At 64.3% G+C, this 22,204-nt stretch carries 16 protein-coding genes; 4 read left to right on the top strand and 12 right to left on the bottom strand.

What is annotated here, in order from left to right; genetic code table 11:
- Window positions 1-35 precede the first annotated feature (35 nt).
- From AC1DYS_RS26855 to def, 8 genes are all read right to left on the bottom strand, one after another.
- Complete coding sequence (locus AC1DYS_RS26855) at window positions 36-365, bottom strand: AzlD domain-containing protein (protein WP_047489597.1); 330 nt, start codon at window positions 363-365, stop codon at window positions 36-38.
- On the bottom strand, window positions 362-1,144 hold the full coding sequence (locus AC1DYS_RS26860; protein ID WP_477904623.1) for an AzlC family ABC transporter permease: 783 nt from the start codon (window positions 1,142-1,144) through the stop codon (window positions 362-364). Before AC1DYS_RS26860 ends, AC1DYS_RS26855 begins: the two co-directional genes overlap by 4 nt.
- A gap of 38 nt (window positions 1,145-1,182) precedes the next feature.
- A complete protein-coding gene (pbpC, locus tag AC1DYS_RS26865; protein WP_477904624.1) occupies window positions 1,183-3,477 on the bottom strand; it encodes a penicillin-binding protein 1C in 2,295 nt (764 codons plus the stop codon).
- Window positions 3,474-9,395 carry an alpha-2-macroglobulin gene (locus AC1DYS_RS26870; protein WP_477904625.1) on the bottom strand — a complete coding sequence of 1,974 codons (5,922 nt, stop codon included), beginning with the start codon at window positions 9,393-9,395 and terminating at the stop codon, window positions 3,474-3,476. Before AC1DYS_RS26870 ends, pbpC begins: the two co-directional genes overlap by 4 nt.
- A gap of 142 nt (window positions 9,396-9,537) precedes the next feature.
- Window positions 9,538-9,987: a hypothetical protein gene (locus tag AC1DYS_RS26875; RefSeq protein ID WP_477904626.1), complete on the bottom strand. Its 450-nt coding sequence runs from the start codon at window positions 9,985-9,987 to the stop codon at window positions 9,538-9,540.
- A gap of 108 nt (window positions 9,988-10,095) precedes the next feature.
- The gene (gene htpX / locus AC1DYS_RS26880; RefSeq protein WP_477904627.1) at window positions 10,096-10,935 is read right to left on the bottom strand and encodes a zinc metalloprotease HtpX; all 840 of its coding nucleotides are present in this window, start codon (window positions 10,933-10,935) and stop codon (window positions 10,096-10,098) included.
- Between the two features lie 55 nt (window positions 10,936-10,990).
- Window positions 10,991-11,950, bottom strand: coding sequence for a methionyl-tRNA formyltransferase (fmt, locus tag AC1DYS_RS26885; protein WP_477904628.1), 960 nt, complete (start codon window positions 11,948-11,950; stop codon window positions 10,991-10,993).
- Entirely contained in the window at window positions 11,947-12,459 is a 513-nt protein-coding gene (gene def, locus AC1DYS_RS26890) for a peptide deformylase (RefSeq protein ID WP_477904629.1), read from the bottom strand. Before def ends, fmt begins: the two co-directional genes overlap by 4 nt.
- 228 nt (window positions 12,460-12,687) lie before the next feature.
- Between def and AC1DYS_RS26895 the strand changes: the two genes are divergently transcribed.
- From AC1DYS_RS26895 to AC1DYS_RS26905, 3 genes are all read left to right on the top strand, one after another.
- Window positions 12,688-13,830, top strand: coding sequence for a LysM peptidoglycan-binding domain-containing protein (locus AC1DYS_RS26895; protein WP_477904630.1), 1,143 nt, complete (start codon window positions 12,688-12,690; stop codon window positions 13,828-13,830).
- A 36-nt stretch (window positions 13,831-13,866) separates the two neighbouring features.
- Window positions 13,867-14,976: a DNA-processing protein DprA gene (gene dprA, locus AC1DYS_RS26900; protein WP_477904631.1), complete on the top strand. Its 1,110-nt coding sequence runs from the start codon at window positions 13,867-13,869 to the stop codon at window positions 14,974-14,976.
- A gap of 83 nt (window positions 14,977-15,059) precedes the next feature.
- Complete coding sequence (locus AC1DYS_RS26905; RefSeq protein ID WP_477904632.1) at window positions 15,060-15,512, top strand: Smg family protein; 453 nt, start codon at window positions 15,060-15,062, stop codon at window positions 15,510-15,512.
- A 60-nt stretch (window positions 15,513-15,572) separates the two neighbouring features.
- Here AC1DYS_RS26905 and AC1DYS_RS26910 read toward each other — a convergent pair whose 3' ends face one another.
- The 4 genes from AC1DYS_RS26910 to yajC all read right to left on the bottom strand — a co-directional run bounded on the left by AC1DYS_RS26910 (window position 15,573) and on the right by yajC (window position 21,274).
- Window positions 15,573-17,867, bottom strand: coding sequence for a DUF1631 family protein (locus AC1DYS_RS26910; RefSeq protein WP_477904633.1), 2,295 nt, complete (start codon window positions 17,865-17,867; stop codon window positions 15,573-15,575).
- Between the two features lie 42 nt (window positions 17,868-17,909).
- Window positions 17,910-18,947, bottom strand: coding sequence for a protein translocase subunit SecF (gene secF, locus AC1DYS_RS26915; protein WP_477904634.1), 1,038 nt, complete (start codon window positions 18,945-18,947; stop codon window positions 17,910-17,912).
- Between the two features lie 29 nt (window positions 18,948-18,976).
- Entirely contained in the window at window positions 18,977-20,860 is a 1,884-nt protein-coding gene (secD, locus tag AC1DYS_RS26920; protein ID WP_047489566.1) for a protein translocase subunit SecD, read from the bottom strand.
- 78 nt (window positions 20,861-20,938) lie between these two features.
- Window positions 20,939-21,274: a preprotein translocase subunit YajC gene (yajC, locus tag AC1DYS_RS26925; protein WP_477904635.1), complete on the bottom strand. Its 336-nt coding sequence runs from the start codon at window positions 21,272-21,274 to the stop codon at window positions 20,939-20,941.
- A gap of 246 nt (window positions 21,275-21,520) precedes the next feature.
- Between yajC and AC1DYS_RS26930 the strand changes: the two genes are divergently transcribed.
- Window positions 21,521-22,162 (top strand): peroxiredoxin, encoded by a 642-nt coding sequence (locus AC1DYS_RS26930; RefSeq protein WP_477904636.1) that lies wholly within the window; start codon window positions 21,521-21,523, stop codon window positions 22,160-22,162.
- The last annotated feature ends 42 nt before the right edge of the window (window positions 22,163-22,204 follow it).

Consider the following 22,204-nt stretch of genomic DNA (forward strand, 5'->3'; position numbering starts at 1 on the left):
ATCGCCCTATTGGACACCAGCAATGCGAGCGCCGGTTACCAACCCATTACAAGCTTCAGAGGGATCAGCACCACCATGCCGCTGACGATGGTGCCGAGGATGCCGCCACGCCAGAAGAAATAGGCGGTCGACACCGCCACGGCATAGAGCCGGGCGTCTTGCCAGGTGGAGATGAGCTGGCCTTGTGTCATCACTACTTCAGGCACGACCACGGCGGTCAATGCTGCCAGCGGGGCGTAGCGCAGACCGCGCTTGACCCAGTCCGGCAAGACCATTTCCTGTTCGGACACGAGAAAGAACGCACGCGTGACCACTGTGATCACGGTCAGCCCGACGATGGTGATGAAGGCGTAGCTGTCGCTCATGCCGTGGCCCTCTCGTTCGCCTGGCCGACGGCGGGCTGCAACTTGCGACGGCCGAGCGCGGTCAGCACGCGGCGCCCCGCATCACCGCCACCATCGATCATCAGACCCACGCAGATCGCAGCCGCAATGGCCACCACGATGTGCAGGCGGAACGGCAGCGCAAAGGCGGCCACCGCTGCGGCGCCGGCAATCACGGCGGCCAGGGCGGTCGCACGGTCCGAGAGCAGCGAATAGGTCAACCCCAACAAGGCGAGCACGCCGGCAAAACCAAGCCCCCAGTGCGTGGGGATCACATCGGCGAGCAGGATGCCCGCGACCGAGGGCAGCTGCCACGCCAGCCAGTTGGTGGTCGACGCGCCCATGAAATATTCGACTTGGCCGTCGTCGTCGCGCGGTTCGGGGAATCGCTTCATGAACAGCACATAGGTCAGGTCGCCGCTCACGTAGCCGAACAACAGGCGCTGGCGCAAGGGGTAACGCATGAAGTAAGGCCGCCACTGTGCGCTGAAGATGACGAAGCGCAGGTTGATGCACACCGCCGTGGCCCAGATCACCCAGATCGGCGCGGCCACCATCATCAGCGGGATGACGGCCAACTGCACGCTCCCGGCGAACACCGTGAAGTTCATCAACAGCGCCAGCGGGATCGACAGCCCGCTCTTGACCATCGCCACCCCGGTCACCAGGCCCCAGGCGGCGATGCCCAGGCTGACCGTGCTCATCTCACGTGCGCCGGCCCGGAATTGCGGATGGCGCAACGTGTCTCGAAGTGAATGCATGGGCGGCATTTTCGCCCGCATTCAACTTCAACGCCGGCTCAGGGGGCAAACTCCACGGCCACTTCGCGTGTGTCTGTCACACCTTGGGCGTCGACCACGCTGAGCACGTAGCGGCCGGCGGTGGGCGGCGACCAGCTCAGGTCCTTGCCGGCCTGGGCCTCTCCGACAAACGCGGCGTCGGCAAACCAATACAGCGGACCGGCCTGTGCAGCATTGGCACGCAGGCTCAGCGGCGTCGGGTGGGCGATGCGCAGCACGTAGTTCGCGCCGCGCAGCGGTGCGACGATCTGCGGGCCATCGGCCACCGCCAAGGCATCGGTGCGCATCGCCCCGCAGCGTGCCACGGGCGGGATGCGCCTTGGCAAACCGGCCTGCGCGAACAGCTGCAGCATGTCGGTGCCCCAGAACTCGAACACCTCGCTGCGCACGCCCGGGCCCGGGGCACAAACGGCACGGCCGCTGGCCTGGTCGATGAGCACCTCGCGGTGCAGAGTGCTGACCTTGATGGGCGACTTGCCCGGGATGAACCAGGTGCTTGCGAGGTCCTTGCAATACGCATTCGGCAGGTCGCCGCTCGCCGCGCATACCTGGACGCGCGCCAGGTTGGCAGGCGCGGTGGTCGCCATCGCGCCCGGGTCCAGGCCCTGGCTGCGCAGGCTGTCGACGATATTGAAGAACAGCGGCGCCGCGGTCTGCACACCGACGAAGGCCGCGTTGGAGCTGCCATCGAAATTACCGACCCAGACCACCAGCACGTAGCGACCAAACACCCCGGCCGTCCACGCGTCGCGGAATCCCCAAGAGGTGCCGGTCTTCCACGCGACGCCGGGAAATGCCGGAACGCCGGTGTCGGGTCTCGGGTTGCGCGACAGCATGTCGAGCGTGACGAAGGCGGCTTCCGGGGTCAGCAGGCGCAGCGGCTTCTTCTGTTGATCTTCGCTGACGAACGACAGCGGAGACAGCTCGCCGGCATTGGCGAGCGTGGCGTACAGCGTGGCCAACTCTTCCATGCTGAGCTCTCCGCCGCCCAGCGTGAGCGCGAGGCCGTAGTGCTGTTCGCTGGCGAGCTTGCTGACGCCCGCCTGCTTGAGAAAGCCGTACAGCGTCGGCTGCGACAAACGCGCCGACACCGACACGGCCGGGATGTTGCGGCTCTTGATGAGCGCTTCTTGCGCCGTGATCGGCCCCTCGAAGCGGCCGTCGAAATTCTCCGGGCTGTAAGTGCCGAAGCTGGTGGGCGCGTCTTTCAGGATGGTGCGCGGGTGCAGCACGCCTTGATCAAACCCCAGGCCATAGATGAAAGGCTTGAGCGTGGAGCCTGGCGAGCGCTTGGCCGTGGTGGCATTGACCTGGCCGTCGATCGCCTCGTTGAAGTAGTCGGCCGAGCCGACCCACGCCTTCACCTGCATCGTGGACGCATCGACCAGCAAGGCAGCGGCGTTGCGCACGCCCACCGATTGCCGGCGTTCGATGAACTGGTTGATGGCACGCTCGACCGCCGCCTGCGTCGGGCCGTGCAGCGACAAGGTGGTTTGCGGCTGAGCCGGCAATTGCGCGAGCAGCGTCTGCACCGCATGCGGTGCACCGAAAGGCAGCTGCTTGACCGAGCGCAGCTTGAGCGGCAAATCCATCTCGGCCTCGCGCGTGGCGAGGGCGCCATGCTGCCGCAACCACGTTTGCCAAAGGCGCTCGCGGGCGCCTTGCAAGGCGATGGGCCAGGCCGCTTCGCCAGCGCCTCGGCGATTGGGGTTCTGCGGAATCACCGCCAGCGCCAGCGATTCGGGCAGCGACAGATGCGCCGCCCGCTTGCCGAAGTAGACGAGGCTGGCGGCGCCCACACCTTCGATGTTGCCGCCATACGGCGCCAGGTTGAGGTACGCCTCGAGAATGTCGCGCTTGCTGTAGCGCGCTTCCAGCCACAACGCCGCGGCGATCTGCTTGAGTTTGCCCTGCGCGCTGCCGCTGTCGATGCGGTAGAGCCGGCGTGCGAGTTGCATGGTTAGCGTGGAGGCACCGCGCCGCGTGCCGCCGCTGTAGCTCGTCCACGCGCCGCGCGCCAGGCTCACCGGGTTCACGCCGGGGTGCCAGCGGAACCACCGGTCTTCGTAGAGCTGAACCGCATCGACCAGGCGGGGTTCGATCTGGTCCAGCGGCGTCCACACGCGGTATTGCTCGTCGGCCGCCAGCGTGATGCGCAGCAGTGCGCCGTCGCTGCTGTAGAAGGCGCGCGACAACGCAGCCCGTTGCTGCAGCGGCGGAGCCGGCCACAAACGCAGTGCCAGCAGGCAAAGCGCCAGGGCAAGCCCCGCAACGATGACCCCGCGCAGCTTCACTTCGCGGTGGGCCCTGTCACGACAATGCGGCCGGCCAGTGAGCGCGCCTGCTTGTCGCGCTCGTACATCGACTCGGCGTAGGCAGGCGGCACGGTGAACTCTCCCGTGTTGGTGGCGCGCAGCTTGTAGCTATAGGTCTGCACGCTGCCCGAGGCGCTGCTGTAGATCACCACGCGGTCTTCGCGCACATCGGCGTACTCGAGCGACGGCCCGTTGACCGTGCTGGCGGCACCGTTCGCGTCGCGGCTCTGCACCGGCTCGAAACCGCCTGGCAGCAGGTCGGTCAACGCAACGCTGGGCACGCTGTTGCCTGAACCGCCACCGATGGCACGCAGGCTGAGCTTCACCGTCACCTCGTCACCGAGCTTGACGGAGGTGACGGGTTTGCCGTCGGCGCCCACGTACTCGCGCAACACCTCCATGCCCGCCTTCAATTCCTGCGTGGGCGGCGTGCGGTCGAAGCCACTCTGCGTGGCGCTGTAGTAGGTGGTGTTGCGCGTGTCGTTGGCGAGCTTGAGCTTCACCGTGCCCGGCCGGATGGCGGCTCGCGGCAGCAGGTTGGCTGGCAGCGCAAGCTCGCTGGCGGCGCCTTTGGCGTCGTACTGCGTGACCGACAGCTTGCCCATCGCATCGGCGCCGAGCGTGCGCGCCATCGCCTCGAATGCAAGCACGGTGTAGGCCGACGACAGCGTGTTGAACGAACCGCGGCTCAGCGGCGCCACGAAACGGCCCATGGTCTGCGGCGACAGCGCCTTCAGCTTGGCCGGGAAGTGGCGGGCGATGAGGTACAGCGTCTGCGCATCCCGCACCACCGGGTCGTAGTACGGCCACCAGCGGTACGGCGCGGTGTCTTTCTCGCTCGCGGTGAGCAGGCCGTCCATCAGCTCGGTGGCCGGCTTCTCCTGCTTCAGCAGCTGGTAGGTGGCCGCGAGGTAGGCCGCCGTCGAATCGGCCTGCCATTCCTTCGCGAACTTGGCGTCCAGCGTTTCGCGCAGGCTCGCCACCAATGGTGTGGTGACGGCGCCGTTGCGCGTGAGCAGGTAGATCGCGTAGGCGCGGGTGCGGGCCGAGCCCAGATCGGCCGGGTTGCTGGCGGCGAGCGCCTGTGCGTAGTCGAGGCCACGGCGCAAGATGTCGGGCGGGACGCTGACGCCGGAGATCTCCAGCTCGCGCGCTTCCAGCAGCATGTGGACTGCGTAGATCGACGCGAACTCATCGGCTTGCACCGATGCGCCCCACAGCCCGAAGCCGCCCTGCGCGTTCTGCCGTGAACGCAGCACACGCAGCGCCTCGTCGAAGGCCTTGGCCGCAGCTGCAGGTGTGCTGGCACCGAACTCGGGCCGCTTGGCCAGCACCAGGGCCGGCAGCACGCGGCTCACCAGCTGCTCGGTGCACTGATGCGGAAAACTGTCGAGGTAGCTCATGAGGCCCGGCGCCATGGCGAGCGGCAACGCAGAGATCGCCACCTCCTGCTTGCGGAACTCGGGCAGCAGATCGCGCGGCACCGCCACCTCGGTCGAACCGGTGAAGCTCCCCAGCGCGAGCGTTGTCGCACGCGGCGTGGCAGGGCGCACGCTGATGTCCAAGCGGCGCGTGGCCGACTTGCCGCTCGACTTGTCACCGAGCGAACTCGTGAACTCGAGCGTGGCCGAGCCGAGGCTGGCGGTCTGTGCGTCCTTCACCTTCAGGCGGTAGGTGGCCACGGCTTCACGCATCGGGCTGATCTTGAGCGTCTGGCTCGCCGGGCCCACGACCTCGAAGGTGGCGGCCGGCTTCAGCACCAGTTGCACCGGCGAGTCCTTGGCCGAACCGGTGACGTTGTTGGCCACGCCCACCGACACATCGAACTGGTCGCCCGGCGACACCGCCAGCGGCAGGTTGGGCGAGAGCACGAAGTCGCCGCGCACCAGCGCCTTGTCTTGCGCAACGCCGACCGAGCCCTCGTTCACCGCAACGGCCATCACACGCAGCGTGCCGTTGAAGTGGTCAGGCACGGTGTAGCTGAACTCCTTGTCGCCGTTCACGTCGACGATGCCAGACCAGTACACGGCCGGTGCCTCGCCCTTGCGCTTGAAGGGGTTGAGGAAGCGCGCATTGGCGCTGCCCTCGTCGCCGCCGGGCGCCGACTGCGCCATCAGCCGCTTGAACTCCGGCAGCAGCAAGTCGAGGATCTGTGACGTGCGCACCTCGAGCGCCCGCTTCTGGAAGAAGTGGCCCAGCGGGTCGGCCGCCTGGTAGCGCGCCACCTGCAGGATGCCTTCGTCAATCGCGAACACGATGGCGCGCGTGGGCTGGTCGCTGCTGAGCCTGATCTTCAAGTCCTGGCCCGGCTTGGTGAGTTCGGGCACAGCGAGCTTGAGTGTTTGCGTGCGCTGCGCCAGGCTGGTCGCGAAGGGCACCACGCCATAGCTCAGCGGGCTCATGAAGATCTCGTCCGACGCCGGGTCTCGCACGAACTGCACGCTCACATAGCCGTTGCCTTCGAAGTCTTTCGGCAGCCTGATCTTTTGCACGGACGCCGTCGTCGTGGTCTTGAACCATTGCTGCGCGAACACCTTGTCGCGCTCGATGGTGATGAGGCCGGCGCCGACGTAGGGCGCACGAATGCTCAGCTCGATCTCTTCGCCAGGCTCGTAGTCCTTCTTGTTGAGAGTGAGCTGCAGCTCGGCGTTGCGCTCCAGCGAGCGCGTCACGTTGCCCTTGCCGGCCACGCTGTAGTCGATGCGGCTCAGCTCCAGGCCGCTCGCATCGCGCAGCACGTAGCTGTAGTTGCCGGCCTTCTTGGTGTCGAGCGTCAACGCGTAGCCGCCGACTGACAGCGCCAGTGGCTGCTCAGAGATCGTCGACTCCTTCTTGCGCGACTCGTAACGGTAGGTGTCGTTGGGCTGGCGCATCAGCACCGACACCGTCTTGCGCTCGATGAGCTGCAGCGTCAGGTCAGGCGCAGCGGCCTTCTTCGCCTGCGGATCGATCGCGATCCACTGGCTTACGCGTTTGCTGCCGAGCGACACAAACCCCAGGTCGCCGTCGTTCTTTACACCGACGAGGAAGGGCCGCTCCGACACCAGCGCATTCGTCTCGGCCGAGACGCTGCGCCCCCCTTCGGGCTCGAACACCTTGGCCAGCAAGCTCAGGCGGTAGGTGGCTTTCTCGAAGCGGTTGAGCTTGAGGTCGAACTCGGCGTCGCCGTTCGCATCCGTCTTGCCTTCAGGCAGGTTGTCACTCGTTCCTTCCTTCGCACGCTGCGGGTCGTAGAACTGGTAGTCGGGGTAACCGCGGAAGGCTGGCCAGGTCGGGCTCAGCGTCATCGCCAGCTCGACACGGCGGTTCTCGGCCGGCGTGCCGAACAGGTTTTGCGCGTTGATGCGTCCCTTCAGGTCCTTGGGTGCAATCCACCCATCGCTCAACGGCACTGACAGCTGGGCAGTCACCTTCATGCGGTCGGGCATGAACTCTTGCACCTTGACCGTGGTCGAGCCGATCTGGCGCTCCACCTTGTCGTCTTTCACGATGTTGAGGTTGATCGTGTAGTTGCCGGTCGGCGAGGTGGCCAGCGTGCTGTGATTCAGCTCGGCGAAGCCGCCCGCCGCGAGGCGCAGCCGTTCGCGCTTGACCGTCAGGCCGCGCGCATCGAGCACCTCGGCCTCGAGCGGCAGGCCGGCCAGCGTCTTGTGCCAGTCGGCGGCCTTGACGATCATGCCGATGTGCATCGATTCGCCCGGGCGGTAAATGCCGCGGTCGGAGAAGAGGTAGGCGCTCAGCTGGTCGCTGGTGCGTGCGTTCTGCAAGCCGCCCACGTCGAAGCGCGACAGGTCGAGGTTGCGGTCGCTGCGGTTGAGCGGCATGAAGCTCATGTCGCCGCCCTTGCGCACCATCAGCAGCAAGGGCGCGCGCTCGCGCGTCAGGCCTTCGAGCTTGTCGAAGTGCGCGCGTCCGCTGGCGTCGGTCGCCTGGTTGAAAAGCGTGCTGCCGTTCTTGGCAACCACCTCGACATTGGCGCCCGCCACCGGCAGGCCGGTGAAGAGCGATTGCACGAACACATCACGCGAGCCATCGGTGGACTGCTTGACCACGATGCCGAGATCGGTCACCAGCACCAGGCGGCGCTGCTGCAGGCTGCTCGGGTCGACGTTCGACTGGGATTCCGGCTGCGCTTCGCTCTCGTTGCTTTCGCTGTTCTCGGTGTTGTTCTCGCTGCTGTTCTCGGTCTCGGTGCTCTCGCCGGGCTTCGCGTCAGCCGTCTTCGGGTCGAAGCCTGCAATCTTCAACAGGAACAAGCCCTTGCGTTGCTCGCCGTCCTTGGCCAGGTATTCGGCCAGATCGATGGCTTCGTAGTGCGCCTTGCCCGGTGGCAGGTCGCCGAGCTTGACCGTGCGCTCGAAGCGATCAGTCAGGTTGTCGGCCCCGAAACTGCCGAGGAAATCAGGGTTGGCGTAGCTGCCCTGCGATTGCGAAACGAGGTGCTGCAATTGGTTGGGCTGCACGCGGCCGACTTCGATCTTCAAACCCGGCAGATCGCGCACCAGTACGGCCAGCTTCTTCTCGCCGCTCATCGGCAGCAGCGCACCTTCGCTCAGGATGCGCAGTTCGGGCGGGTACGGCGGCATCGTGACGAGTTGCTGTGCGCGGTCGCGCATCAGGTAGCCACCGAAAGACTTGAACTTCGGCTCGACCTGCACATAGACCACGCGCCCCACGTCGGCGCGCAGCTTGAAGCTGTGGGTGTCGGTGTAGTCGCGCTCTGCCGGCACCGGCGACAGCGGGAGCTTGGTCGACGCGGCGAGGACGGTGGCCGTGATCTCCTTGATGTCCGACCACGCATAGGGCTCATCGCCCTGCTCGTCCTTTTTGATGTCGGGGTTCTTCAGCGGCAGCACCCAGGCCGACACGTTCTTCGCGAGTTCGCGCTCATGCACCAGCTGTGAGGTGTGGATGACCAGCACATGCTCGGGCTCGAAGCGCTCGTTGGTGACCACCAGCGGCGTCACCTCGGTGATGCTCAGGCCGTATTGGCCCGGCACGGCGATCGATTGGTTGAGCTTGGCGCCGCTGCCAGTGCCACCGGCCTGAGCGAGCACGCCCTTGTCGACCGTCAGCGTCAGCTGTGTGGATTCTTTCGGCACGGCAAGTTGCGCCGAATGCACGTAGGCGTTGAGCTTGAGCTTGTCGTACGAGACGGTGAAGGGAGTCGTCTCTCGGCCCACGCCCAGCACGCCTTCGGCCTGCCCCGACAAGCGCAGCTCGATGCGTTTTTCCAGCTCGGCCGCGTTGACGGGGTGGCTGAAGTGCAGCTCGAACACGCCTTTCTTGAGATCGGGGTTCTGCGGGTCCTGATAGAACTCCGCCTTGCGGATCTTGGCGACGAACGGCGCGCTGCTGAAGGCGAAGTCGTAGGTCTCCAGTTGCATCTGCGGCGCAAACAATTCGCGGCCCATGCTGGCCTTGAACTCGACGCCGACGGGCCACTCGTGCTTGGGTTCGAAGCTCAGGTGGCGGTCGTCCTGCCACTTCCAGCTGCCGTCAACGGCGGGCGTGACCGTGATGCCTGTTTCGACCGGTTTTCCGACCGCAGACAACGCGGCGACCGATTCATTGAAGCTGACGACAACGCCCTGCGGCCCGCCGCCATTGGCGAAATCCGTGAGCGCCGGGCCGCTGACGGAGAGGCTTACTTCAACCGGCTTCGGGCGCGCCTGCCACCATGTGTAGGTGTGATATCCGGCCACACCGGCCGCGACCAGACCTGCGGCAATGGCCGCGCTGATCCGCGGGTGCTGCTTGACTGTCAGGTGCGTCGCTTGGAAGCCCTGGCTGGTACGCCTGCCACACCAACGCAGCCACGGCGGGGCGTTCCACACGCCCACCAGCATTCCCAGCCACGCGCTGGCGTGGCCCCAAACGAGCTTGATCGCTCCCATGTCCGCTCCCTGATGTTGTGCTGGAGATCAGTGACCCACGCCACGTCAAACCGGGTCGCATCTTGCCGGACAAAGAAGCAGGGATCGGGAAGGCTCCGTGAAGCCGATGTGAAGTACGCCGCGCGGCACGCGGGTCAGGCGATCAGGAGTCGTGGCTCTTGGGCTCGCGTGCCTTGCTGCCAGCACCCGACTTGGCGGGGCGCTTCTCGCCGGAAGGCAGAGCCCCTTCGGGCAAAACCTCAGCGGGCTTGATGTCCACCTTGGCTTCGGCTTTCGATTCAGCCTTGGCTTCAGCCGATTTGGCTTCGGATTTGGCAGCCATCACTTGCGATGGCACGGCCTCGATCTTGTTCTCGCGCATGTAGTCGTTCATGTCGCGCCAGCCGGCGAAGATCGACGCTTTGTCGGCCTTCTTGTTCAGTGCGTAGCAGTCTTCGATGGCGCGGCCCGCATGGCGGCAGGCGCCACCAATGGCCTTGCCTTCGGCTTCTTTCGCAGCCGCCAGTTTTTCAGCCGCTTCACCGCCAAGCATGTCGCAGCCCGACAGCGCGGTCGCGGCCAGCAGGATGGAAATGCAAAGGGTGTGTCGCATGACAGGCAGGGTCAGAGTTCTGACTCCATTGTCTGCATGCCGCGCCGCGGGATCGGGTTCAAAAGCGGGGCGAACACCCCGCTTTTCTCGCCGCCCGCTGATTACCGCTCAGACCATGGCCAGCAGGCGCTCGACGCGTTCTTCGGTCGACGGATGGGTGGAGAACAGCCCACGCAGCCCGCCACCGGAGAGCGGGTTCATGATCATCATCTGCGCCGTTTCGGGGTGGCGCTCGGCGGCTTCCATCGGCATGCCTTGCGCGTAGCGATGGATCTTTTGCAGCGCACTGGCCAAGGCCTGCGGGTCGCCGGAGATCTCGGCACCGCCACGGTCGGCCTCGAACTCGCGCGCACGGCTGATGGCCATCTGGATCAGGCTGGCGGCCAGAGGCGCCAGTAGCATCACCAGCAGGCCGACGATGGGGTTGTGCGGCCGGCCTTCACTGTCGCGCCCGCCGAAGAACATGGCGAAGTTGGCCAGCATCGAAATGGCACCGGCCATGGTGGCGCTGATGGTGCTGATCAGGATGTCGCGGTGGCGCACGTGAGCCAGCTCATGCGCCATCACGCCGCGCAGCTCGCGTGCGCTCAGTGCGCGCAGGATCCCGGTCGTGGCTGCGACCGCGGCGTTCTCGGGGTTGCGGCCGGTGGCGAAGGCGTTGGGCGCGTCTTCGTTGATGAGGTAGACGCGCGGCATCGGCAGTTGCGCGCGTTGCGCCAGCTCTTGCACCATGCGATAGAACTGCGGCGCACTGGTCTCGTCGACCTCTTGCGCGTTGTACATCTTGAGCACCAGCTTGTCTGAGAACCAGTAGCTGAAGAAATTCATGCCCAGGGCCAGCAGCAACGCGAACATCATGCCGGTACGCCCGCCGATGAGCGCGCCAATGGCCATGAACAGCGCCGTGATGGCGGCCATCAGCACGGCGGTCTTGAGCAGGTTGAACATGGAAGGGACTCCTTGAATGCCTCTGCCGCATCAGATGCGGGCGGCCGTCAGGAGTTCAACCGGCCGCCGTCGCGAAGACCTGGCCCGGCTGGACCGGCTTGCCTTGCAGAAACTGCCGGGCCGGCAAACGCTTGCCGCCGGGGCGCTGCAATTCGGTGAGGAGCAGCGCGCCATCGCCACTGGCGACGGTGATGCCATCGTCAGTGACTGCCAACACGGTGCCGGGCGTTCCACTCGCGTTCACCACCTGGGCTCGCCAGAGCTTGATCGCTTCACCGCTTAGCTGCCCGCTTGCGCCGGGGAAGGGGTCGAAGGCACGGATGCGGCGCTCGATCGTTGACGCCGGGAGCGCCCAATCGATTGCGGCCTCGGCCTTGTCGATCTTGTGTGCGTAGGTCACGCCCTCTGCGGGCTGGGGTGTCGGCTTGAGCCCTCCGCAGGCGGCCAACTCCAGCGTCTCGACGATCAGGCGCCCGCCGAGCGTGGCAAGGCGATCGTGCAGCGAGGCGGTGGTGTCGTCGGGAGCGATGGCAACGGACTCGGTCAGCAACATGTCGCCCGTGTCCAGCCCGGCGTCCATTTGCATGATCGTGATGCCGGTGCGCGCATCGCCCGCCTCGATGGCGCGGTGGATGGGCGCGGCACCGCGCCAGCGAGGCAGCAGGGACGCATGGATATTCAAGCAGCCGCGCGGAGGCAGGTCCAGCACCCACTGCGGGAGGATCAAGCCATAGGCAGCGACGACCATCACGTCGACCTGCGCCGAGAGCAAGGCTTCGCGGGCCTGGGCCGCATCGTCCGGGTACTTGCCGTCGAGGCGCAGGCTGCGCGGCTGCGCCACGGCCATGCCGTGTGCCTGCGCCGTGGCCTTCACCGGCGATGGATTCAGCTTGAGTCCGCGTCCCGCCGGGCGGTCAGGCTGGGTCAGGACGAGCGGAATGTCGAAGCCGGCGGCCTGCAGCCGCGCGAGCGCCACTTCGGCGAACTCGGGTGTGCCGGCAAAGGCCAGCCTCATGGGCGCTGCTCGTCGCGGGTCTTCTTCAACATCTTGTTCTTGATGCGATCGCGCTTGAGGGCGCTGAGGTATTCCACGAACACCTTGCCCATCAGGTGGTCCATCTCATGCTGGACGCAGATCGACAACAAGCCTTCAGCTTCGAATTGGTAGGTCTCGCCGGCACGGTTGAGCGCGCGCACGCTGACCCTCTCATGCCGCGGCACCTTGTCGTAGATGGCCGGCACGGAGAGGCAACCCTCGTCAGCCAGGCTCATCTCTTCGCTTTGGGCAATCAACTCGGGGTTGATCAGCACGTGCGGGTCGTTACGCGTGTCCGAGGTGTCGATCACGATCACCCGCTCATGCACGTCGACCTGGGTGGCGGCAAGGCCGACGCCATCGGCGGCATACATGGTCTCAAGCATGTCGTCGACCAGTTGCCGGATGCGGTCGTCGACCTGGGCCACGGGTTTTGCAACAGTGTGGAGGCGGGGATCGGGGTACCGAAGAATGGCGAGCTTTGACATGGAATCAAGGATGGAGAGCCTGTGGGCAGCACACAACGCCGGCCGGTGTGACACGCAGCACAACAAAGGTATCGGCGGGTGACTTTCGTTGCGATATCAATGGTTTAGAGGCAGAATCTGCGAAACTGAATGAACATTTTCGCCGAACTGCGGGCACCTTGCCGCACAAGGCTCAGTAACCGCACAGCCCAGCATTGTGCTTGTGTGTGCGCCCGGAGACTTAAGTTCATGACCCGAAGCACCCGTTCCGCCCTGACTTTCTTCCGGGCTTCTGCGATCACTGTGGCGCTCGGCGTTTGCCTCGGTGCAATGGCCGCCGAACCCAATTTCCCGATCACCCAAAAGCAGCGCAGCACGGCGAAACAGGTCGCTGAGACCGGCGTCCCCCTGTCCGAACTGAACGAAAACGCGCCAGACAGCTACGTCGTCAAGTCGGGCGACACGCTGTGGGGCATCTCCGGCATGTACCTCAAGAGTCCGTGGCGTTGGCCCGAGCTGTGGGGCATGAATCTGGATCAGATCCGCAACCCGCACCTGATCTACCCGGGTCAAAACCTATATCTGGTCAAAACCAACGGCCGCGCGTCGTTGCGGGTTGGCGACGGCAGTGAAGGTGGCTCCGGCCGCCTGTCGCCTCGCGTTCGCAGCAGCGACCTGGGCAATGGCATTCCCTCCATCTCCTTGAACCTGATCGAGCCGTTCCTGAACGAGGCGGTGATCTTCGATGAGAACGAATTGGCCAAGGCACCGCGCATCGTCGGCGCCCAAGAAGGCCGCGTGTTCCTGTCTCGTGGAGACTTGGCCTATGTCCGGGGCGATCTTGGCCAGAGCCGCAATTTCCGCGTCTTCCGTGAACCGCGGCCGCTGAAAGACCCAACGACTGGCGAAGTGCTCGGATACGAAGCCATCTATTTGGGCGTGGCCGAGTTCACGCGCAAGGGCGACAGCAGCAAGGGCGATATCGTGCCAGACACGTTCACGCTGACGACTGTGCGCCAAGAGATCCGCGCTGGAGACAAGCTTTCGCCTGTGCCGTCGCGCGAGTTCATCAACTATGTGCCGCATGCGCCGGGCAAAGAGATTTCCGGTCAGATCGTCTCGGTGTACGGCGAGGCAGTCACCGCTGGTCAGAACCAGATCGTCGCGCTCAATCGCGGCAGCAAAGACGGCATGGAAAACGGACACGTGCTCGCGTTGTGGCGGGATGGCGAGCGCACCGTCGACAAAACCGATGGCAACGCCAAGATCAAGCTGCCCGATGAACGCCATGGCAGTCTGTTCGTCTTCCGGGTGTTCAACCGCATGTCATATGCCTTGATCCTCTCGGTTCAGGTGCCCGTCAGCGCAGGCGATCGCTTCACGCAACCCTGACGCCGAAGAGAGGGCCGGCTCGGCCCTCTTCTGACAATGGACCGCGACGAACTCGCCGCCTGGTTGCGGCTCATCGAGACACCGCAAGTTGGCCGTGAGACCGCGCGCAAACTGCTTGCCGCTTTTGGCTCTCCGTACGCCGTGTTGGCGGCCACGACGGCGGCGCGTCAACAAGTAGTCCCTGCAGAAACTGCCAAAGCGTTCGGCGAGATTTCCGACACGCTGCAGGCGCTGATCGACACCACCGTCGCATGGCTGGCTGCAGGTACAGACGAGGCACCAAGACAAGTGGTCACTCTCGGTGACTCTGGCTACCCTCAGGCACTTCTCGAAACAGCCGACCCTCCGTTGCTGCTATACCTGCAGGGAAACTCCGCGCTGCTTAGTACCCCAGCGCTGGCTGTTGTCGGCAGTCGCAACCCCACGCCTCAAGGCAAGGAAAACGCTCGCTCGTTTTCGGCACACCTCAGCCAGGCGGGGCTGACGATTGTTTCGGGCATGGCCATGGGTATTGATGGTGAGGCACACGAAGGCGGGCTGACCGGATCGGGCCGCACGGTGGCAGTGGTGGGCACGGGGCTGGACCGTGTCTACCCACGTCGTCATTTGGAACTGGCTCATCGGATTGCCAGTCAGGGGCTCATCATCAGTGAGTACCCGCTCGGTATGCCACCTCTCCCGGGTAACTTCCCGCTGCGAAATCGCATCATCTCGGGTTTGACGCGCGGCACGCTGGTGGTCGAGGCCGCACTTCAATCAGGCTCATTGATCACCGCTCGATTGGCCAGCGAGGCTGGCCGCGACGTCTTCGCGATTCCTGGATCAATCCACTCGCCCCAGTCACGCGGCTGCCACGCATTGATCAAGCAAGGCGCGAAACTGGTGGACAGCGCCCAGGACATTCTTGACGAGTTGCCTTGGCATGTGAGCGCGACGACCAGCGAAGCAAGCTCACCCGTCGAGTCGGAAACGGGCAGCGACCCACTGTTGCAAGCCATCGGCTTCGACCCCGTCAATCTGGATGCGTTGATCGCACGCACCGGCTGGCCTGCGCCGCAGCTCAGTGCCCGCTTGCTCGAGCTCGAATTGGCCGGCGAAATAGCGCGTCTGCCAGGTCAGCTTTTCCAGCGCATCGGCATGGGCTGACCTCGGTCGCTCGCCAAGGAGGCCTGCCTGCGAAAGCGGATTTATTCCAGCCTCCCGCCAACGACCCTGGGGTATAGTGAATCATGTTTGACGTGCTTGTTTACCTGTACGAAAACTACTGGCGGCCTGATGCCTGCCCCGACCATGCGCAGCTCACGCGCAAGCTGTCGGCGATGGGGTTCGAGTCGGACGAGATTGAAGAAGCGCTGACTTGGCTGGATGGATTGGCGACGACCGCGCAGTCCTATTCCGGGGAGCAACAACCCGACAGCCTTCGCGTCTATTCGCCCGCTGAACAAGAGCACCTGGGTGAGCACTCCATCGGCTTCGTGAGCTTTCTCGAATCCGCCGGCGTTCTGCCACCTCCGATGCGTGAAATGGTCATCGACCGCGCCACCGCGATTCCCGGCGGGCCAGTCGACCTGGAAGACCTGAAGATCATCGTGCTCATGGTCTTCTGGAGTCTGGGTGAAGAGCCCGACGCCTTGATCCTGGACGAGTTGTTTGTCGATGAAGAAGATCGGTTGATCCACTGACTTGGCACTGACTAAAAAAGCCGCCTTCAAGGCGGCTTTTTTGTGGCGAACTAGACAAGCTCAGTTGAGCAGCCGACTCGGATCCACGTCCAGCTTGGCCAAGGCGCTGCGGGTCGCACGAACCGTCAGTGACTCGTCTTGCGCCGGCACCAACAAGCCCGCCTGAAGGAAAGCCGCGAGCCGATTCTGCTGGAACAAGATGCCACGCCCATGCGGAGACACAAACAAGGTCAGCTGACGGCGCATGCCCTGCCAGACTAGTTGCACCGCTTCATTGCGGCTGCGGTAGTCCAGCATGTACCAACCACCCACCTGAAGTTCGCGCGCCCACGCCAACATGGCAGGCGTCGGCATGGAGCCGCCCTCGCCAACAACCTCCAACTCCGAACTCTCATGACCTGACAGATCGAGCACCAGCGATTCATCGATCTCGATGTCGTCGGTGTCTGGCAGCAGCTCTTCCAGCGTTTCCAGCCGCCCCATCAATTCTTCAAGACGTTCCGGCGCAATCGCAGCTGTCTTGGCGGTGAATGCAGCAGCGAGGGAGTTGTTGAGCTTCTGGATATGCTCGTCCTGCTTGTCCGCCGTGATGCTCGCGTGGTCCATGCCTTCGCGGAGCGTCTTAAGCAGCGGCGGCAAGCGCCGGATCACCTCAGCCCGCTCTTCTCGCGACACTTTGGCACTGGCCGACCAGATCAGGTCGGCAGCCACTCGCTTCATCGCCTTCGTTTCGACGCCCTGCGCGCCGTGCTTCACCGCCGTCATGGCCATCACATCGGCCCAGACGTGGAACAGGAACTCGCGCACTCCCTCTTGCACGGGCACTTCGTTGAGCATCTTGCGCAGCTCAATGGTGTACTGGATGGCCAACGTCTCGCGCTGCTCGACCTGCTGCGCCAACGACACGCCTTTGCGCGTCGTCTCGTTCTCGTTCTTAAAGTAGTGCTCCAGGAATTTCTCGAACTCGGTAAGCACCGTCTGGAATACGCGCCGGCCTGTGTCCGGGTAGGCCTCGACGACCTGCACCACGCGCTTGATTTCCTTTTCCAGCGTGTCTGCCACGGCCCGGCTGGTGGCATCGAAGCCCATCACACACGCACCCATGCGGTCGATCAAGCGCCGCGCGGGGTGATCCACCGTGGCAAAGAAATCGGGTTCGCTCACCGCGACACGCAACACCGGCATCTGCAAACGTGCAAACCAGACACGAACGACAGCCGGAATCCGCTCTTCCATCAAGATGCTCTGAAACAGTAAGGCCACGATCTCAATCGTCGCGCGCTCGACCTGCGTGCTGGCAGCCTTCTTCAACTCCTGCTTCCGCTGGTGCAACTCTTCCAGCAACGCAGGGGTGCTAACAGGCGCTTCGCCGACGCGACCGTCGCTGGTCGTCGGTGTCAGTCTGCGCTGAATGCCCTGCTGGGCATCGCTGATGGCGGCCTTCAGCCCGGCGGAGGCCGCAGGCATCTGCGCTGTACCGGCAAAGTCGGGGACCTGCCTGCCTATGAGTTTGTTGAGGCGACCCAACACCGCTTCGGCGTGATCTGAGCCGCGCGCAAAACCGCCCGCACGGGTCATCATGCGGGTCTCTTCGCCCACCGTCCCCAAGCGGCCAAAGCTGCTGTTGCTCACGGCGGCTGCCTGCGCAGGTGCGCTGGGCGCCCCTCCCGCGCCGGGGAGCACATAGGAATTGCGAGTGCGCCGGATGAAGGGGCGAAGGTCGATCTCAGGCAACACCCGCTGCTGAATCAGCCAGCGGTTCGTTTCGTGATACGCCTCTTCCGCAAAGTGCGCGAATTCTTCGTGCAGGACGGGTTGAACGGTACGCCACGCGTCTTGCGTCATGGACGACGCGCGCCAGGTGCTCGTCAGAATACGCGCCAGCACGTGAGGGCGCAGCACGTCGTTGGTGTCCAACTCGTCGCGCTTCTCGAGCGACGACATGCGGGAGCGCAGGTCGGTGAACTCCCACGAGGCGCGATCCATCATGGACAGCGCCAAACGCGAACTCAGAATCTCTGTCTCGATGGTGTCGTCATCCACCAACGTCATGCCGGGATGCGTACGCCCCGGCGGCGGCAAATCGCCAGGTCGAGAAGCCGACACCATGCCGCTCACCAAGGCGCCGCGCAGTGCCGCGATGATGCCGTTGATCCACGTCGGCGAAGCTTTGCGCAGATCGGCAGCGACATCGCGTCGCTTGTACTGGATATTGTGTTCAGCCGTCTGCGTGGCCAGGAGCCTCGCACCATCTTCCACAGCGTGAACGACGGTCGGCACACCACTCAACAATCGCTCTACGTAAGAGCGGCGAGCCTGGGCGGCCAGGGCCAACGAATCGGCGGCGGTCGCCATGGGACGGTTGGTCGATGAGTGTCAGCTGAGGGTGGCCTTACTCTACACCACCGCCCCTGCATTGGGATCGTCCGGGTCCACGTCTTTCGCCGGTCCGCCGGACTTCACCAGGTCCTCTCGCTTGACGCCCAGCCACATCGCGATGGCTGCTGCGACGAAAACCGACGAGTAGATGCCGAAGAGAATGCCGATCGTCAGCGCCACGGCAAAGTAGTGCAGCGTCGGGCCACCGAACAACAGCATCGACAACACCATCATCTGCGTACAGCCGTGCGTGATGATGGTGCGGCTCATCGTGCTGGTGATCGCGTGATCGATCACCTCGTGCGTGTTCATCTTGCGGTACCTGCGGAATGCTTCACGAATCCGGTCGAAGATCACGACCGATTCGTTCACCGAATAGCCCAGCACCGCCAGCACTGCCGCCAACACCGAGAGAGAAAACTCCCACTGGAAGAAGGCGAAGAAGCCCAGGATGATCACCACGTCGTGCAAGTTGGCCACGATCGCCGCGACCGAGAACTTCCACTCGAAGCGAAACGCGAGGTAAATCATGATGCCGATCACGACGAAGGCCAGCGCCTTGGCTCCATCTTCGGCCAGTTCCCTGCCGACCTGCGGGCCGACGAACTCGCTGCGCTGCAGCGACACCGGCTCAGCGCCCGCCGCTTCGCACACCGGCTTGTCGATCAACTCGCCTTTGTCGGTCTTGACCTGCTTGACGCTCACCGTGCCGGCTTCCACCTTGCACAGATCGCCGAACACGCGATTGACCACCTCGCTCTGTTTGCCGTCACCGCGAACAGGCAACCGGATCAGCACGTTGTGGGTGTCGCCAAAGGTCTGCACCTGCACGTCGCCGAATTGCAGCGCCTCCACCGTCGCGCGCACCTTGCTGATCTCGGCGGCCTGCGCGTAGCGGGCCTCGATCAGCGTGCCGCCGGTGAACTCGTTCGACAGGTGCAACCCGCGCGTCACCAGGAAGAAAACGGCGATCAAGAAGGTCAGCAGCGAAATGACGTTGAACACCAGCGCATGCCGCATGAACGGAATGTCGCGATGAATGCGAAAGAACTCCATGTTTTGAATCCTGATTGAGTTCTTGGGGGTCAGGTGTTGGCCGGCAGGTCGGTTGCCGCCTTGGGCTTCCAGACCTGACCGATCAGCACGCCCTTGAGCTTTTTCTGACGGCCGTACCAGAGGTTCACCAGGCCGCGAGAGAACACCACGGCCGAGAACATCGAGGTCAGGATGCCCAGGCAGTGCACGACCGCAAAGCCTTTCACCGGACCAGAGCCGAAGGCCAGCAGCGCAACACCGGCAATCAGCGTGGTCACGTTCGAATCGAGAATCGTCGCGAAGGCGCGCTCGTAGCCGGAGTTGATCGCCACCTGTGGCGACGCTCCTGCTCGCAGCTCCTCACGCACCCGTTCGTTGATCAGCACGTTGGCATCAATGGCCATACCGAGCGTCAGCGCGATGGCCGCGATACCCGGCAGCGTCAACGTGGCCTGCAGCATCGACAGCACCGCCACCAGCAACAGCAAGTTGAACGCGAGCGACAGCGTCGAGAACACGCCGAACAGCAAATAGTAGGCGCACATGAAGATCGCGATTGCCGTGAACCCGTAGATCACGCTGTCGAAGCCCTTGGCGATGTTGTCTGCCCCGAGGGTCGGGCCGATGGTGCTTTCTTCGATGAACTCCATCGGTGCGGCCAGTGAGCCGGCACGCAGCAGCAAGGCGGTGTCGGTGGCCTCGGTCGTGGTCATCGCGCCCGAGATCTGCACCCGCCCGCCAGCAATCTCGCTGCGGATCACCGGTGCGGTGACAACCTCGCCCTTGCCCTTTTCAAACAGGATGATGGCCATCCGCTTGCCGACGTTCTCGCGCGTCAGGTCCTTGAAGATGCGCGACCCCTTGGCATCCAGTGTCAGGTTGACCGACGGCTCATGCGTCTGGCTGTCGAAGCCAGGCTGCGCATCGGTGAGACTTTCACCGGTCAGCACGACTTGGCGCTTGACGATGATGCCGCGGCTGCCGCGTTCCTGGTAGCGCTCGGTGCCGAAGGGGACGGGCCCCGTGCCCTGCGCAGCGGCCTGTGCCTCCGCGCTGTCATCGACCATGCGCAACTCGAGCGTGGCGGTGCGGCCAATGATGTCCTTGGCCTTCGCCGTATCCTGCACGCCGGGCAACTGCACGACGACGCGATCAGCACCTTGCTGCTGGATCACCGGCTCGGTCACGCCAAGTTCGTTGATGCGGTTGTGCAGCGTGGTGATGTTCTGCTTGAGCGCTGCGTCCTGCACAGCGCGCGCGGCGACGGGCTTCAGGGTGCCGGTCAGCTTGAACTCGGTGCCCTCGGGCGTGTCGGCCCATTGCAAGTCGGGCAGCTGCTCGGTCAGCAGCGCGACCGCCGCGCTGAGCGTCTCGCGATCGCGGAAGCGAATCTCGACGTTGTTGTTGTCACGGGTGATGCCGGCGTGGCGCAGGTTCTTGTCGCGCAGCAAGGTGCGGATGTCGCCGGTCAGTGCCTCGGCCTTCTTGGTCAGCGCCGCCTTCATGTCGACCTGCATCAGGAAGTGCACGCCGCCGCGCAGGTCCAGCCCCAAATACATCGGCAGGGCGTGCACCGCCGTCAGCCAATGCGGCGAACGCGACAGCAGGTTCAGCGCAACGATGTAGCTCGGGTCCTCGGCATTGGGATTCAGCGCCTTGGTCAGCGCGTCCTTCGCCTTGAGCTGCGAGTCGCCATCGGCAAAACGAGCCTTGATCGAGTTGCCCTCGAACTGCACGAAGTCGGGCTTCAGCCCGGCGTCCTTCAGCACCTGCTCGACGCGCGGCACGAAGGAGCTGTCGAGCTTCAAGGTGGATTTGCCGCTGCTCACTTGAACGGCCGGCGCTTCGCCGAAGAAGTTGGGCAGGGTGAAGGTCAAGCCGACCAGCAAGGCGATCCCAAGGATCGTGTATTTCCACCACGGGTAGCGATTCATGAGGCCTCTTTCGCGGGCTTGATGCCCACTGCTCGCGGCCGGCACCGGCCCAGGCGGGCCACGCCGGCTTGTCTCTGTTTACTTGACGGTGCCCTTGGGCAGGACTTGGACCACGGCACCGCGCTGCACCTGAACCTCGACGCCGTTGGCGATCTCGACGTGCAGGAAGGTCTCGCTGATCTTCGAGATCTTGCCGAGCAGACCGCCGGCCACCACCACTTCATCGCCCTTGGCCAGGGCTTCGATCATGGCCTTTTGTTCCTTCTGCCGCTTCATCTGCGGACGAATCATCACGAAGTACAGCACCACGAACATCAGCACGATGGGCAGCATGCCGGTGATGTTGCCGAACGGCGAGTCGGACGCAGCAGCGGCCGCAGGAGCAGCCTGCGCAAAAGCTTCGGAAATAAACACGGGAAATCCTCGTTAGGGCCAAGCGCACCGGGTGGCGCCAGACAGGAGTGAAAGCGTGGAATTGTAAGCCGCCCCTCCTTTGCGAAGGTACGGCCCTGGGCGCAGACCCGACGACACGCCAAGAGGTTCCACGCGCCACCGCCTTAATCGCTTTATGAATAACGAAAGCACCATTCAGTCGTTCCTCAACTAGACGGCGCTCCCGATACTGGCCGGCCCATCCCTCCACAGAAAGGACGCACCGGCATGGCCAGCCTCAGACTCGGAGACGCTGCACCCGACTTCACCCAGAAGTCCAGTCTCGGCGACATCCATTTCCACCAGTGGCTCGGCGACAGCTGGGGCGTGCTGTTCTCACACCCGGCCGACTTCACCCCCGTCTGCACGACCGAGCTGGGCCTCACCGCGAAGCTGAAGGACGAGTTCGCCAAGCGCAACGTGAAGGTCATCGCGCTGTCGGTCGATCCGGTTGACTCGCACGGCAAATGGATCGAGGACATCAACCGCACGCAGAAGACCGTGGTCGGCTTCCCCATCATTGCCGACGCCGACCGCAAGGTGTCCGAGCTGTACGACCTGATCCACCCGAACGCCAGCACCACGGCCACGGTGCGCTCGCTGTTCGTCATCGACCCGGCGAAGAAGATCCGCCTCATCATCACCTACCCCGCCAGCACCGGCCGCAATTTCGACGAGATCCTGCGCGTGATCGACTCCTTGCAGCTCACCGAGTACCACAGCGTCGCGACGCCGGGCAACTGGAAAGACGGCGAGGACGTGGTGATCGTGCCCTCGCTGCAAGACCCGGAGCTCATCAAGAAGAAGTTCCCCAAGGGCTACACCGCCGTCACGCCGTACCTGCGCCTCACGCCGCAGCCGAACAAGTAATCGCCGCCGACCTTTTCACTCCACCGGGTTGCCCGCAGCCCG

This window comes from Rhizobacter sp. P2_G4, from assembly GCF_056403575.1.

Coding starts and splice junctions, on each gene's coding strand:
- AC1DYS_RS26855 (WP_047489597.1), bottom strand. CDS start 365: ATGAGCGACAGCTACGCCTTCATCACCATCGTCGGGCTGACCGTGATC.
- AC1DYS_RS26860 (WP_477904623.1), bottom strand. CDS start 1,144: ATGCATTCACTTCGAGACACGTTGCGCCATCCGCAATTCCGGGCCGGC.
- AC1DYS_RS26870 (WP_477904625.1), bottom strand. CDS start 9,395: ATGGGAGCGATCAAGCTCGTTTGGGGCCACGCCAGCGCGTGGCTGGGA.
- AC1DYS_RS26875 (WP_477904626.1), bottom strand. CDS start 9,987: ATGCGACACACCCTTTGCATTTCCATCCTGCTGGCCGCGACCGCGCTG.
- htpX (WP_477904627.1), bottom strand. CDS start 10,935: ATGTTCAACCTGCTCAAGACCGCCGTGCTGATGGCCGCCATCACGGCG.
- fmt (WP_477904628.1), bottom strand. CDS start 11,950: ATGAGGCTGGCCTTTGCCGGCACACCCGAGTTCGCCGAAGTGGCGCTC.
- def (WP_477904629.1), bottom strand. CDS start 12,459: ATGTCAAAGCTCGCCATTCTTCGGTACCCCGATCCCCGCCTCCACACT.
- AC1DYS_RS26895 (WP_477904630.1), top strand. CDS start 12,688: ATGACCCGAAGCACCCGTTCCGCCCTGACTTTCTTCCGGGCTTCTGCG.
- dprA (WP_477904631.1), top strand. CDS start 13,867: ATGGACCGCGACGAACTCGCCGCCTGGTTGCGGCTCATCGAGACACCG.
- AC1DYS_RS26905 (WP_477904632.1), top strand. CDS start 15,060: ATGTTTGACGTGCTTGTTTACCTGTACGAAAACTACTGGCGGCCTGAT.
- AC1DYS_RS26910 (WP_477904633.1), bottom strand. CDS start 17,867: ATGGCGACCGCCGCCGATTCGTTGGCCCTGGCCGCCCAGGCTCGCCGC.
- secF (WP_477904634.1), bottom strand. CDS start 18,947: ATGGAGTTCTTTCGCATTCATCGCGACATTCCGTTCATGCGGCATGCG.
- secD (WP_047489566.1), bottom strand. CDS start 20,860: ATGAATCGCTACCCGTGGTGGAAATACACGATCCTTGGGATCGCCTTG.
- AC1DYS_RS26930 (WP_477904636.1), top strand. CDS start 21,521: ATGGCCAGCCTCAGACTCGGAGACGCTGCACCCGACTTCACCCAGAAG.